Below are 14,068 nucleotides of genomic sequence, written 5' to 3'. Positions count from 1 at the left end.
GTGACGCCGACGGCGGCGATGGCGCGAACGGTCTTGGACGGACGGCGGTGCTTGCCCTTGCCGGAAAACAGCATGGTTGGATCCCCTCACCGACGCCTACGAGGTGAGCTGTCGGGTTCGGGCCGGTTGAGTTGCCCGGCCACACCTCTCTTTACGAGAGGCGCGGCTTCACCCCTAGCCGGTCCGGCGGTGAGTCACCCCAACCTCCGGGCCCGGCGCTTACCTTGGGTCCCCCGCTCCTGCCTACGGCGCTTGACGCGACGACTGTTCCCGGGCGGCCACTGGCAGGATTCGGCGTTGCGGCGGCCGGGGCTCGTGTTGGCGAGCGGTGATGACCGTAGACACGCGATCCGCTGAATTTCAAAGACGATCAGGGCTTCTGAGACTCATCCCACACTTTCACCAAACCGGACATTCAGCGCGAAGTGTGACGTGAACTCCCGCTACTTTTCGCCCGATTCGACCCCGACTTCGAGGGTCTGACCGGGGAGGATGAGGTCCGGGTCGGCACCCACGGCCTCTTCGTTGGCCGCGTAGAGGGCGCGCCATCCGCCGCTGAGGTCAAGGGAGTCGGCGATATAGGTGAGATTGTCCCCGGGTTGGACGGTGTAGGCGCCCTCGGTGGCCTCGGAAGGCTCACGGGAGGCGTCGCGGGAGGCGTGCCGACCGGAGGACTCGGTGCGGCTGGTCTCGGCGGGGTCCTCGTCGGCACTGTCGCCACGGTGACGGCCGCCGCCACCGCTCGCGTCCGAAGAGGTGCCATCCTGGACGGAATTGTCCGAGTCGTCACTCTTCGTGGTGGGGGTGGTCTGGGGGGCGGCGGAGGAGCTGGAGTCGGTGTCGGGCTCCGAGTCGACGGCACCTTCGGACTCGACATCAGTGGACTTGTCGGACTTGGTCGACTTGTCCTTGCCTGCCTCGCTTGACGCCGATTCAGACGGGTCGGTGGCGGAATCGTCGGAGGGCGATTCCGTCGAGGAGCGGTCGGAAGAGGAGGAGGAAGAGGAGGACGGGTCGGGCGACGGGGAGTCCTGGGCCAGTCCCGTGTCGACGTTGGCCGAACCGGTGTCCTCCGACAGCCCGGAGAGCAGCCCGCAGGTGGGCCAGGCGCCGGGGCCCTGGTCGGCGAGGATCCGCTCGGCCACGGCTATCTGCTGCGACCGGCTGGCCAGGTCGGGACTGCTCGCGTAGTCGAGGCCGCCGTACGCCTCCCAGTCGTCCTGCGAGATCTGGAGGCCGCCGTAGTAGCCGTTGCCGTTGTCCGCGCTCCAGGAGCCGCCGCTTTCGCACTCGGCCACCTTGTCCCACACGGTGCCGTCGGCCGCGCTCGCGCCGGATGCGCCGAGGAGCGGGATGGCGATGGCGGAGCCGGTCACTCCGGCGGCCACGAGGAGGGCCGGAGCCTGGCGGGGGCGACGGTGACGACCGTTCCCGGAGAGCATGCGGGGACCTTTCGCAGGACAGCGATGACCGGCGCGGCGCATGGTGCTGCTGCGTCGCGCTGATGTGTGAACGTATCGGCAGACGATCACTTGTCACAAGTTCATGCCGCGCAGATCACGTGAAGATCACAGAGCTGAGCGTGTGTCACCTTTGCGCGGGGGAATGGTCCGTTCCATTCCCGGCGAGGGGCGTGAACTCCACGGGCAGTGTGCGCAGTCCACGCATGATGAGACCGCCGCGCCACCGCAACTCCGCTGGTTCCACGGCCAGTCGGAGATCCGGGAGCCGGGTGAGGAGGGTGGCGAGAGCGGTCTGCCCTTCGAGGCGGGCGAGCGGGGCGCCGAGGCAGTAGTGAATGCCGTGGCCGTATCCGAGGTGCTGATTGTCACTGCGGCTCAGATCGAGCGTGTCCGGATCGGCGAACCGCTCCGGATCCCGGTCGGCGGCGGCGAGGACGACGAGAACGGGGTCCCCCGCCGCGATGTCCTGCCCGCCGATGGTGAGGGGCTGGGTGGCGAACCGCCAGGTGGCGAGTTCCACCGGGCCGTCGTAGCGGAGGAGTTCCTCCACACCGGTGGCCAGCAGGCCGTGCTCCCCCGCGGCGAGGGAGCGCTGCAGGCGGGTGCGCTGCTCGGGGTGGGTGAGCAGGGCGAAGGTGCCATTGCCGATCAGGTTCACAGTCGTCTCGAAACCGGCGAACAGCAGGATGAAGGCCATGGCCGCGGCCTCGTTCTCGGTGAGGTGCTCACCGTGGTCGGAGGCGCGGATCAGCCCGGAGATCAGGTCCTCCCCGGGCGCGGGCTCGGCGGGCAGCGCCGCCCGCTTCCGGTGGATCAGCTCGGACAGGTAACCCCGCATCATCTTCACCGACCGCGCGACCCCGCCCCGCGGCCCGCCCTGATGCCGGATCATCATGCCCGCCCAGTCCCGGAAGTCGTCCTGGTCCTCGCGGGGGACGCCGAGCAGGTCGCAGATGGCGTAGATGGGCAGCGGGAAGGCGAACTCATGGATGAGGTCGGCGCTCCCGCGCTCCGCGAACCGGCCGATGAGGTCATCGGTCAGCTCCCGCACCCGCGGCGCGAACTCCGCGACCCGGCGGGGCGTGAAGGCCTTGCTCACCAGCCGCCGCAACCGGGTGTGGTCCGGCGGATCGATATTGAGCAGATGCGTCATCAGCTCGGCCTTGCGCTCCCCGGGGATCCCCGTCTTCCCCTTCGCGTGCGCGGGCTCGTCGTGATGCGCGGGATTCTTGCTGAGCCGCTGGTCGGCGAGTGCCTGCCGGGCATCGGCGTACCGGGTGACCAGCCAGGCCTCGACGCCGCTGGGCAGCTCCGTCCTGTGCACGGGGGCGTGCTCGCGCAGCCAGGCGTAGGCGGGGTACGGGTTGGCGGCGAACTCCCAGGTGAACAGGTCGGGAGCGGTCGGCGTGGCGGGGCCGTGGGGGGCGTGCGGGCTGGTCTGGTCGGTCACTCCTCGACGGTATCCGGCCCGTCCGGGGTTTCATCGAGGGCCTGCTGCGCGGCGGGGTGCCCCATGCGGGCGGCCTTGTGGTACCAGGACATGGCCTCGTGGGGCTTCTTCTGCTTGCTCAGCAGGAGAGCCAGCCGGTAGGCGCCGTAGGCGTCACCGTTCTTGTAGGCCTTCTCGTACTTCTCGCGGGCTTCCTCCGGCCTTCCCCGCTTCTCCAGCAGGACGCCCACGTGCGCGCTTTCCAGCGGGTAGCCCTCGGCATCCTGGACATACTTATCGGCGTCCGCCAGGGACCGTGACTCGTCTCGGGCGATGTTCAGCAGTTCCCGCGCACCGTGGTCGCCCGCGTCTGCAGCACGCTCCAGCCATACGCCAGCCGCCGCGCCCGCGCCGTGCAGCAACAGCCAGGCGCCCATGCTCCGGGCGACCTCCGTGTACCCCTGCTGTTCCGCCCGTGAGTAACAGATCAGGGCTCCGTCAAGGTCCCCGCCGCCAAGGAGCAGGTCTCCCCGAAGATGCGCGGCTTCCGGGTCCCCCTCCTCGACCCCTTGCCGCAGCCACCGCCCCGCCTGGTCCAGCATGATCTTGCCCAGCGCCGTCGCGGCACCGGGCACCCCGTGCTCGGCAGCCGTCTTGAACAACGGGACCGCGCTCTCCACCTCCCCATGCCCCAGGGCGATCCTGCCCATCTCCCAGGCCGCCAGGGGATGTCCCGCGCTCGCCGCACGGCTTAGCAGCGTCAGGGACTCCATCCCCTCGGTGCGGGTGCCCAACCCGTACGTCACCTCCAGGTCGCCCGCCTCGATCCTGGGTTGCAGCGCCGACCGGGCCGCCTCCAGCACGGCATCGGCGTCGAGCGGGGAGCCTTCCTCGCGGGCCGCGTCGAGCAGCGTCCACCACACGTCGTCCGGCACCGGCTCCAGGTCGCCCGGCCGCAGCGCCTCCGCCACCAGCGCCCCGTACGCACGACAGGTGCCGTCCTCGTCGTCCTGCACCAGCAGCCCCGACACTCCGAACATCGGGGCCGTCGCCCAGGCGAGGGCGTCCTCGAAGGACTCGCGGTCCTCCGCGCCGTACTGCTCCTGGACCCGCCGCAGCAGATCCACCGGGACCGCCCCGGTGACCCCGCACCGCGCGAGGTCCACCGCCGCCCGGACCAGTAACTGCCCGCGCGGATGGTCCTGTCGCGTCCCCGGCCTGCGCCACTCGTCGAACAGCAGGTGCCCGACCGCGAAGTACGAGGCCGCCCCCTCCCTGCCGCTCCACATGTACGCCGGGTAGGCACGCGGGTCCGCGCGCCCCAGCCGCGCCAGCCGCGCCAGTTCGGCCTCGCTCCACTCGCGCGGCACCTCCACCGTGCGGGCCGTCGCGACGGCCCGGTCACCGGGGGCGGTGCGGGAGCGGCGCCGGTAGTACTCCTCGGGGCTCATCGTCCCGAGGACCAGCGCGCCCAGACTCGTGAACCGTCCCAGCAGCCGTGGGTCCAGGCCGCCCTCGCCCAGGTGGTCGGTCACCTCGTCCAGCCAGACGACGTACTTCCCGCCTCCCCCTGTCATCGCGCCCAGCGGCCCGCGCAGGTCTTCGCCGGGGTACGGGGCGTACAGCCGGTGCCCCGTCAGCCCCTGCACCGCCTGCCACGCGGTGTACGACTTCCCCGTGTACGGCTCCCCGAGGATCAGCACCAGGCCGGGGTGGGCGACCTTGGCGCTCAGGTCCGCGTCGCGGTCACGCGGGACGTAAGGGGGTACGTCGGGCAGTCCGGGGACGTGCCGGGTCGGGCGGACGCCGAACTCCAGCGGTCCCACGTGCTCGACCGGTCGCCAGTCCGGCGTGGTGGGGGCGGTGTTGTAGTGGTTGTGCTGTACGCCGACCACCTGGTCGTGGAAGGTGCTCTCGCGGAAGTCGAGGTGGTCCGCGGCGGGATGAGGCGTGGCCGTGTCGGGGGCGGTGTCGGGGGTCTGCCCTGCGGCGATCGCCTGAAGGTCGGCGAAAGCCTCAGGGGGCAGTCTGCGCAGGTCGTCCAGGACCGGGGCAGGCAGCAGAACCCACTCGGCGTCCCGCAGGGCTAGTGCGCTCCGGCTCAGGCCCCTCTGCTCCAGTAAACTCGCGGCCCGCTCCTTGACCTCGGCAGAGCCCTTTATCGCCCGCACCAGTGCGGCCTGAAGCTTCTCCAACTCCGTTGTCACACCGGCCCCCACGCCTCGCACCCGCCCATCGGCCCAACGGTACTAAGCGGTGAGCCCTTCAGCAGCCCGCACCGCGTCCCGGTACTCCCGAGCCGCGTGACGCAGCGCCGCCTCCGGGTCCACCCCGGCCGCCTCCGCCCGGACCGCGAGTGCCAGCAGTTCGTAGCCGACGCCCTCGCCCGAGGGCAGGGGTACGTCCAGGGCCGCCGTGCGGACGCGGGACGCCAGCTTCGCCGCGAGGGCGAGGCCCGGCTGGCCGAGGGGGATGCCCTCGGTGACCGACTCCCGCTGCTTCTCCTGCGCCTTGGTGCGCAGCCAGTGCTCTCTGACCTCCTCCGGGGTGGCGGCGGTCTCGTCGCCGAAGACGTGGGGGTGGCGGTGGATGAGCTTGGTGACGATGGTGGCGGCGACGTCGTCAACGGAGAACGGGGCGTCCGGGTCCTCCTCGGCTATCCGGGCGTGGAAGACGACCTGAAGCAGGACATCGCCCAGCTCCTCGCGCAGTTCCTCGCGGTCGCCCTCCTCGATCGCCTCGACGAGTTCGTACATCTCCTCGATGCCGTGCTTGGCCAGGCCCTTGTGGGTCTGCTGGGAGGACCAGGGGCATTCGGCGCGGATGCGGTCCATGACCTGGACGAGGTCGAGCAGGCGGGCGCCCGGCAGGTCGTAGGAGGCGGGGAGCAGTTCCAGGTCGGGCATGCGGACCCGGCCGGAGCCCGCGAGCCGGGCCAGGCCGTCCGTGAGGGTGGGTTCGGCCTCGCCGGTGGCGACGACGACCACCGTGTGGCCGCCCGCGCAGGCGTCGACCAGTTCCTCGGCGGTGGGGGCCGCCTCGGACACGGTGATCCCGGCCTCGCGCAGATACGGCAGCTGCGGATGCGCCCCGTCCGCGCAGAGCACCAGGTCGGCGGCGTGCAGCGCCTGCCAGGCGGGCCAGGACAGCAGGCCGGGCGCGACCCGGTGGCTGGTGGTGAGCAGGACGACACGGCCGGGGTCGGCGGCCTCGGTGGCGGCTTCGGGGCTGATTGCGTTCACGATCCGAACGTAACGCACCCCGCCGACCCGGTCCTCGGGTTATCCACAGGATCGGACCGATCGGCCGATCATCGGATTAATCGCCCCGCCTTTCATGTGTCAGGCGGGCTGCTCCGGCTGCTCCGTCGCCGTCACATCCCGCACCCACGGCGTGTTCGCGTCCACCCGGCTGACCTTCTCCACGTCCCAGGTGCCGTAGCGCGGGTTGAGGTCGACGTCCAGCTCCTTGGACGCTTCCGACAGTGCCTGCCAGAACACGGGCTGGCTGGTGTCGGTGCCGAGCTGGGCGGCCAGCTTCTGGGCCTCCAGCTGGAGCCGCAGGTTCTCCTCGAGGTGCTTCGGCGGTACGCCGTACTGCTGGAGCCACGCCGTCTCCAGCGCCTTGGCGCCCCCGGCCTGCTGCTCCAGGCCGCCGCGCATCTCCTGGACCTCCTTGCGGCTGACGGTGACGCCCGCGTCCTCGGCGGCCCGGTGCAGCACCCGGTCCAGGACCATGCCGTGCAGCGTGTCCCGGGTGAGGCCGCCGCTGCCCGCGATGGCCTGCGCGTACTGGGTGTCGTCCGGGATCGCCGCCCGCTGCGCCGAGCGCACCTCGTCGACCCGGTTCTCCAGTTGCGCCACGGTGATCCGCTGGCCGCCGACCACCGCGGCGGCGCCGGGATGCGCATCGTTTCCGCAAGCGGTCAGCAAGGGAGCCGCGACGGCGATCGCGGCGGTGAGGACGAGCGCGGTGCGACGGCGGCGGTGCAAGGGAACCTCCAGGGGAGATTGTGCGGCGGTGCACAAAGTCTTGCGATGATCGATGGTAGGCAGCAGGCAAGCTCTGGCCAACCCATTGGACCAACGATTCATCAGGAGTTACGGCACCGCCGTCCACGGAGCCGGGCCCGACTCCCCGGCGCCCGGCATTCCCAGCGCGCGCACAGCTTCCTCCCACGCTCCTGCCAATTGTTGACGAAATCGTCGGCATCGTGAACGACACCACGCACGGACACAAGCCACGTACCCCCGGAGCCCACCGCTCGCGCCGGTGGTTCATGAACAAGGCCCTGCTCGCGGGCGGCGTCTCCGCCGTCGCGGTCATGGGCGGTTACGCCGCCACCACGGCCGGAGCCGAGGATTCCGCCACGGCCGACGCCACCGCGAGCGCGACCCCGTCCGGAGGCCCTCCGGCGGGCGGCGGCTTCGGCCAGACCATCGCCTACGACGACTTCGTGGGCGTCACCACCGACGGCACCGTCCTCGACGACCTGTACACGATCCACTCCACGGGCGTCTCCACCACCCCGGTGATCCGCGCCGCCCAGGCCTTCGTCGACGCGCTCACCGACGAGCAGAAGTCGGCCACCCTCTTCGACGTCGACTCCGACCAGTGGCTCGACTGGACCAACGTCGACGCCGACGACCGCGAGGGCATCGCCCTGCGCGACATGACCGAGCAGCAGTACGCGCGCGGGATGAAGCTCCTCAAGTCCGCCCTGTCGGCCCGCGGTCTGAAGCTGGCCAACAGCATCCGCAAGCTCAACCACTTCCTCGGCGAGTACGCGGGCGACACCTCCAAGGCCCTCAACGAGGACGCCTACTGGTTCACGATCATGGGCACCCCCTCGGCCACCACCCCCTGGGGCTTCCAGTTCGAGGGCCACCACCTCGTCGTCAACTACTTCGTCCTCGGCACCCAGGTCGTGATGACCCCCACCTTCATGGGCTCCGAGCCGACGAAGATCACATACGACGGGGTGGAGTACGACCTCTTCCGGCAGGAGACCGTCGCGGGGCTGAGGTTCCTGCGCTCGCTGGACTCCACCCAGCTCACCGCCGCGCTCTCCACCGAGGAAAAGAGCGGCAACGACCTGATCGCCGGGGCGGGCCAGGACAACGCCGTCCTCCCCTACGCGGGCGTCAAGGGCTCCGACCTGACCCACCGCCAGCAGCAACTCCTCCTCGACCTCGCCGAGGTCTACGTCGGCTACCAGGACGAGGGCCACGCGCGCGTGCGGATGCGCGAGATCGAGAAGCACATCGACGACACGTACTTCCACTGGATCGGCGCGTACGAGGACGACTCGGCGTTCTACTACCGCGTCCACAGCCCGGTCGTCCTCATCGAGTACGACGCCCAGTCCCCGCTCGCCTACCAGGAGGGCGAGGACAGCGCCGCCTCCCCCACGGCCTCCGCGTCCCCCTCCGGGGCTCCCTCCGGCGGCCCGGGCGGCCCCCAGGGCGACCCCACGCAGCAGCACATCCACACCGTCATCCGCACCCCCAACGGCAACGACTACGGCGTGGACCTGCTCAAACTCCACCTGGAGACGGACCACTGACGGCGGCGGGGCCCCGCTAGCGCATCTGCCCCAGCCAGTGCAGCGTCCTCCGGATGTCCGCCGCCAGCGGATGTCCGGGGCCCTGCACCCGCTCCACGTCGTGCAGCAGCCGCACCAGCGTGTCGTGCGCCGCCGCCCGGTCGCCGAGCGCCAGCAGCAGATGCCCGATCCGGCGCCGCACGTCGTGAGCCAGCTCCGGGTCCCCGGAGACGTACTGGTTCTCGTAGTACGGCAGCAGCTCCCGGTACCCGGCGAGGGCCGCCGCCGCCTCCCCGAGCTGCTCCAGGCACTGGGCGGCCTCGTAGCGGAAGCGCAGCGACTGCGGGTCGGACGGCCCGGCCTCGGCAGCGCGTTCGTCGGCCAGGCGGCGCAGTTCGGGCAGCGCGCGCCGGTACTGGCCGTCGTCCATGAGCGTGGCGGCGTACTGCTTGCGCAGGGTCCGTACCACCGGGGAGTGCTCGCCGTGCTGTTCGGCCGCCGCGGGCAGGATCGCGCCCAGGATGTCGACGGCCTGGGTGATACGGCCCTCCCCCAGCAGCCGCTTCACCTCGTCGACGGCCCGCGCGACATCGGGCTTCTCCGTCTTCTCGGCGACCGACGGCACCGGTGTGGCGGGCTGCGGCGCAGGGGTGCGCGCCCGGTCCGGCCAGGGGGCGTGCGGGCGCAGGAAGGGCCGGGTGGGGTCCAGGGGCGCTCCCGTCGGCATCCCGCGCGCGGGCAGCATCGGCGCCAGTTCCTCGTACACCTCCTGCGCGCTGCCGTGCCGGTGCTGCGGGTCCTTGGCGAGCAGCCGCAGCACCAGCGCCTCCAGCGGCTCCGGCACCTCGGGGCGCAGCCTGCGCACCGGCAGCGGTGGCTCGTACAGGTGCCGGTGCAGCACTCCGAGGGCCGTGGAACCGGCGAACGGGACCTCACCGCTGAGCAGTTCGTGCAGCAGCACCCCGAGCGCGTAGAGGTCCGTGTACGGGCCCACCGCGCCGCCCATCGCCTGCTCCGGCGCCATGTACGCGGGCGAGCCGATCGGGGAGCCGGTGTGCGTCAGGCGGGTGGTGTCGGTGTCCATGACGGAGGCGACGCCGAGGTCCAGCACGGTGACCGTGCCGTCCTGCTTCACCATCACGTTGCGCGGCTTGAGGTCGCGGTGCACGATCGGCACCGCGTGCACGGCGCTCAGTACGGCGCACAGCTGCGCGGCGACCGCCACCGCCCACTGCCAGGGGTACGGGTGGTGCTCGGCGAGATGGTCGCCGAGATCCGCCCCGTCGACGTACTGCATGACGAGGAACAGCTCCTCGCCCTCGCTGCCCGCGTCGTGCACCGTCACCAGGCCGGGGTGGTCGACCTGCGCGGTCACCCGGCACTCGCGCACGAACCGGCGGCGCAGCTCCTCCGCCTCCTGTCCGGCCACCTTGTCGGGGCGCAGCAGCTTCACCGCCACGCGCCGGTCGAGGCGCCGGTCGTAGGCCGTCCAGACCTGGCCCATGCCGCCCTGACCGATCAGCGTGGCCAGTTCGTACCGACCGGCGACGACACGTCCTGCCGCCACGGTCACCTTCCGCCCTCGTGCCCGCCGTCCTGCTGGCGCAGGTAGTCACTCAGTTCGTCCAGCTCGGCGCGGACCTGGTCGATCCGCGCGGGGGCGGGGCCGGGGCGCTGCGGGGGCGGGGTGGATATCGGCGGGGTCGGCATCGGCGGCGGCGTGTGCGGGTTGCGCGCGACGGGCGGCGTCTGCGGGGCCGTCGTCGCCGTGTACGGCGCCGGGGGCTGCTGCGGGTAGCCGTAGGCCGCCGCCGGGGCGGGCTGGGCGGCGTAACCGCCGTACCGCAGTTGGTGGAAGTGGCGAACGTCCGCCGCGAGGTAGTACGCGATGACGGCGACCAGGGTGCCGAGGAGCAGGGCGAGGCCGGTCCAGCCGCCCGCGGTGTGGATCTCGTCGCCGGGCTCGGAGCCGATCAGCACGACGGCGAGCGTCTCCAGCACCAGCACGACGCCGAGCAGGACCCAGTCGATCAACCGGCGCGTGACGATCGCCAGCCGCAGCTGCATCGCCCACGTCAGGAAGCCGATGCTGAAGATGGCGATCCCCACGAACAGCACACGCAGGAAAACCAGCCACGCCGTCGGAGGCGGCTGCTTCACCGGCTGCGTGTAGCCGTGGCCATGCATGACTGCTCCTGGGTGCCTGAGGTGGGCCTATGTGCCCGTCCGGGGTCCTGCGACACCGGTCGTGCGATTGTCGGTTCGAGCGTATCGGTCGACACGGACAACCGGTCACGGGTTGTACCGAACCGTTGTCGTCGAAACCGGTCCCCTCCTTCGCCGGTACCGGTGTCGGTCCGGGGTCAGCCCGGAGTCGGTCCGGGGTCGGTCCGGGGTCAGTCCGGGGTCAGTCCGGGGTGACCGTGCCGTCGGTCAGGCCGTCGTACATGCCGCGCACGAGCTGGTCCCCCAGGCGGCCCGCGTGCCGCAGGGCCCGCTCGAACTCGTCGAGGGCGCGGAAACGCGCGCCGTAGCGCCGCTGTTCGTCGAGCGGGAGCCGGGGCAGTTGCAGCCGTCGCACGTCGAGGCGGGTGGCCGTGGAGGCGTAGCTGCTGGCCTGGCGGTTGTTGGCGGTGCCGCGCAGGAAACCGGCGAGGAACCAGGGGTCCAGGGCCGTGGTGTCGGGCCGCAGCAGCACCAGGTTGCGCCCGAGGGCCGCCCCCGCGGTCTCCGGGTCGATCACACGCGCCATCGACCCGCCGCCGAGCACCGGCACGACGACGTCACCGGCCTCCGTCAGCACGGCCTCCTCGTCGCTCTCCGGAAGCGTGCCGGACGGGGCGGTTCCGGAGAGGACGTCGTGGTCGGTGAGGACGGGCACGCGCGCGTGGCCGCCGTTTCCGCCGGTACGCATCACCAGGGCGCCACCACGCGCGAGTTCACCGACGGTGGTCAGCGGCCAGCGCGCGGGGCGGGCGGTCGCGGCGGGCGGCGGGGTGAGGCCCGCGGTCAGCCGGAGCGTCTCGCCGAGCCGCTCGCGCACGTCGAGGAGCGCCTCGGCGCCGTCCGCCTCCGTCGGCGGCGGCAGATGGCGGGCCGGTGAGAAGTCCACGTCGTCGTCGAGGAGTTCGATGACCGGCACGGAGCGCGCCAGCCCCGGCCGCTCGGCGAGCGTGCCCGCACGGTCGAAGTCCTGCCAGGCGTCGAGCACGGCGTCCCGCACCGCCCGCCAGTCGGGCCCCCCGCGCCCCTCGGTCGCGAACTGGCCCGCGTCGGCGAGCAGCACCTCCGGCTGAGCGGGCGCCCGGTCGGGGCGGCGCAGCACCCACAGGTGCAGCGGGATGTTGTACGGCGGTGCCGCACCGACCGGCAGCGCGACCACCGCCCGCAGGGCGCCGCGCCGCAGCAGGTCGGCCCGGATCCGGCGGCCGGAGCGGCGGGAGGCGGCGGCGGGCGGCATGAGCAGCACGGCGGTGCCGCCGTCCGTCAGCCGGGCGAGCGCGTGCTGCACCCAGGCCAGCTCGGACTCGGTGCGGGCCGGGAAGCCGTACTCCCAGCGGGGGTCGTAGGCGAGTTCGTCGTGCCCCCAGTTGCGTTCGTTGAACGGCGGATGGCACAGCACGGCGTCGGCCCGCAGCTCCGGGAAGGCGTCGGCCCGCAGGGTGTCACCGACCGCGCCGCGTACGGTGCCTGGGGCCGGGGTGTGCAGGGCGAGCCGGAACGCGGTGAGCGCGGCGAGGTCGGGGGCGCTGTCCTGCGCGTACAGCTCCTGGTCGGGACGGGTGGCGGCGGCGCGCAGCAGGGCGCCGGTGCCGCAGGCGGGGTCGAGGACGGTACGGGCGGGACCGGCGAGCCGGGCCATCAGCGCGGCGAGGTCGGCCGGGGTGAGCGTGTACTGGCGCGGGTTGGCGTCGAGGTGACGGCCGAGCAGGAACTCGAAGGTCTGCCGGGCACCCAACTCGGCGGCGAGTTCGGCGACGCCGCGGAGGAGGGGGATGGACGGGAGGAACTGAGGGCTGGTGGGGGTGTGAACGGCGGGGGTCGCCCTCACTGCTTCGGCGGGGGCACCGTCGTGAACTGCCCGGCCCCTGTGAACACCTGACCGTGAGTGCACACGCGAAACACCGCCGACGCCTCCGACACCTCCAGCCCCGCCGACGCCTCCAGCACCGCTGACACCTCCAGCACCGCCGACGCCTGCGACACCTCCAGCCCCGCCGACACCTCCAGCCCCACCGCCACCGGCGCCACGGCCGCCCCCAGCCTCACCATCACCCCCACCAGCGAACCGCCCCTCCATCACCGGCCCCAACACCCCCGGCAACATCGCCGCAAGCCGCTCATCCGACCCGGCGCTCACGTTCAGCCAGTCCGTGGGCCGGTCATGGATCAGCAGCAGCGCGCACCCGGCGTGCGACAGCGCGGTGACCGGCCCTTCCGGATGCCCGGCGAGCTGCTGCCAGACGCGTTCGCGCAGCGGGACCTCGGCGAGTTTGCCCTGGTGGCGCAGCCATGCCTCGACCTCGGCGAGGGCGAAGGACGGGCTGGTCTCGGTGCCGCCGACGGGTTTGGGGAAGTCGGCGTGGCGGCGCCGCCAGTTGCTCACGGCGGCCCGGCCGACCCCGGCGAGCCGGGCGATCCCGGCGGCGGTCACTTCAGTCGCGTTGTCCTGCACCCGCGTCGCTCCCCTCATCCCTTGTGACGACGAGCCTACCGGCGTACGCAAGAGCCCCCGCTTCACGGCCGTGTACCCCACAAGCCCTGTGAATCATGTTGACTCGGTTCACAGCCCATGCTCTTATTGACCCAGCGAACGAGCGATCCGCCAAACCGAGGCGGTCGCCGCGCTGTTGGGGAGGGGAAACAGTCATGGGCATGAAGGCCAAGCTCGCGCTCGGCGTCGTCGTGGGGGTCGCCGTCATCGGAGCCGTATCGGCCAACGGCGGCGGCAGCGGCAACGACTCCGACTCCAGCGGCGCGTCCGGCAGCGGCAAGGGCTCCTCGTCGTCCTCCGACGCCCAGACCACGAAGAAGGACAAGGAAGGCACGGAGGACGAGAAGACCGGGGAGCGGGAGACCGAGGTCGCCTTCGAGGGCAGCGGCGACTTCCAGGTCGGTTCCGACGTCCAGCCCGGCACCTACCGCACCACCGGCAACACCGACGGCCTCTGCTACTGGGAGCGCGCCAAGGACGCCTCCGGCGAGCTGGACTCCCTGCTGGCCAACGACAACGTCAGCGGCACGGCGTACGTCACCGTCAAGGCCACCGACAAGCTGTTCAAGTCGAGCGACTGCGGGGACTGGGAGGCCGTCGACCCGAAGGCGAAGCCCTCCGGCTCGCCCGCGACGACGATGGACGGGGACGGCGGCATGTTCCGAGTCGGCACCGACATCGCGCCCGGCACCTACAAGTCCACCGGCAACACGGACGACATGTGCTACTGGGAGCGCGCCAAGGACGCCGAGCACGCGCTCGAGTCGATCATCGCCAACGACAACGTGTCCGCTTCGGCCGTGGTGACGATCAAGGCGTCGGACGCCTACTTCAAGACCTCGGGCTGCACGGAGTGGAAGAAGACCGGCTGATCCGGTGCCTCCCCAGCCCGCACACCGTCACCACCGAGGAACTCC

10 protein-coding genes and 1 riboswitch are annotated in these 14,068 nt (G+C 71.7%); of the genes, 2 read left to right on the top strand and 8 right to left on the bottom strand.

Annotated elements, in window-relative coordinates:
- Window positions 1-78: 78 nt before the first annotated feature.
- A riboswitch (cyclic di-AMP (ydaO/yuaA leader) is annotated at window positions 79-261 on the bottom strand.
- A 182-nt stretch (window positions 262-443) separates the two neighbouring features.
- The 5 genes from ACFVQG_RS26215 to ACFVQG_RS26195 all read right to left on the bottom strand — a co-directional run bounded on the left by ACFVQG_RS26215 (window position 444) and on the right by ACFVQG_RS26195 (window position 6,884).
- Window positions 444-1,442, bottom strand: coding sequence for a transglycosylase family protein (locus tag ACFVQG_RS26215; RefSeq protein ID WP_383387908.1), 999 nt, complete (start codon window positions 1,440-1,442; stop codon window positions 444-446).
- Between the two features lie 145 nt (window positions 1,443-1,587).
- A complete protein-coding gene (locus tag ACFVQG_RS26210; protein WP_383387906.1) occupies window positions 1,588-2,913 on the bottom strand; it encodes a cytochrome P450 in 1,326 nt (441 codons plus the stop codon).
- A complete protein-coding gene (locus ACFVQG_RS26205) occupies window positions 2,910-5,099 on the bottom strand; it encodes a hypothetical protein (protein ID WP_383387905.1) in 2,190 nt (729 codons plus the stop codon). Before ACFVQG_RS26205 ends, ACFVQG_RS26210 begins: the two co-directional genes overlap by 4 nt.
- A 42-nt stretch (window positions 5,100-5,141) precedes the next feature.
- Window positions 5,142-6,134: a nucleoside triphosphate pyrophosphohydrolase gene (locus tag ACFVQG_RS26200; protein WP_383387903.1), complete on the bottom strand. Its 993-nt coding sequence runs from the start codon at window positions 6,132-6,134 to the stop codon at window positions 5,142-5,144.
- A gap of 99 nt (window positions 6,135-6,233) precedes the next feature.
- Entirely contained in the window at window positions 6,234-6,884 is a 651-nt protein-coding gene (locus tag ACFVQG_RS26195) for a SurA N-terminal domain-containing protein (protein WP_383387901.1), read from the bottom strand.
- A gap of 221 nt (window positions 6,885-7,105) precedes the next feature.
- On the opposite strand from ACFVQG_RS26195, the gene ACFVQG_RS26190 reads away from it, so the two are divergent.
- The gene (locus ACFVQG_RS26190; protein WP_383387899.1) at window positions 7,106-8,458 is read left to right on the top strand and encodes a DUF3500 domain-containing protein; all 1,353 of its coding nucleotides are present in this window, start codon (window positions 7,106-7,108) and stop codon (window positions 8,456-8,458) included.
- A 16-nt stretch (window positions 8,459-8,474) separates the two neighbouring features.
- Here the strand turns inward: ACFVQG_RS26190 and ACFVQG_RS26185 are convergent, their stop codons facing one another.
- The 3 genes from ACFVQG_RS26185 to ACFVQG_RS26175 all read right to left on the bottom strand — a co-directional run bounded on the left by ACFVQG_RS26185 (window position 8,475) and on the right by ACFVQG_RS26175 (window position 13,112).
- On the bottom strand, window positions 8,475-9,968 hold the full coding sequence (locus ACFVQG_RS26185) for a protein kinase (protein WP_383388121.1): 1,494 nt from the start codon (window positions 9,966-9,968) through the stop codon (window positions 8,475-8,477).
- A 38-nt stretch (window positions 9,969-10,006) separates the two neighbouring features.
- The gene (locus tag ACFVQG_RS26180) at window positions 10,007-10,624 is read right to left on the bottom strand and encodes a hypothetical protein (protein ID WP_383387897.1); all 618 of its coding nucleotides are present in this window, start codon (window positions 10,622-10,624) and stop codon (window positions 10,007-10,009) included.
- A gap of 220 nt (window positions 10,625-10,844) precedes the next feature.
- A complete protein-coding gene (locus tag ACFVQG_RS26175) occupies window positions 10,845-13,112 on the bottom strand; it encodes an N-6 DNA methylase (protein WP_383387896.1) in 2,268 nt (755 codons plus the stop codon).
- Window positions 13,113-13,306: 194 nt separating this feature from the next.
- Here ACFVQG_RS26175 and ACFVQG_RS26170 point away from each other — a divergent pair, with 194 nt between their 5' ends.
- Window positions 13,307-14,023: a hypothetical protein gene (locus tag ACFVQG_RS26170; protein WP_383387894.1), complete on the top strand. Its 717-nt coding sequence runs from the start codon at window positions 13,307-13,309 to the stop codon at window positions 14,021-14,023.
- The last annotated feature ends 45 nt before the right edge of the window (window positions 14,024-14,068 follow it).

This window comes from Streptomyces sp. NPDC057877, from assembly GCF_042796855.1.
Lineage (GTDB): Bacteria > Actinomycetota > Actinomycetes > Streptomycetales > Streptomycetaceae > Streptomyces.
This window is presented reverse-complemented; position numbering and strand designations above follow the sequence as displayed.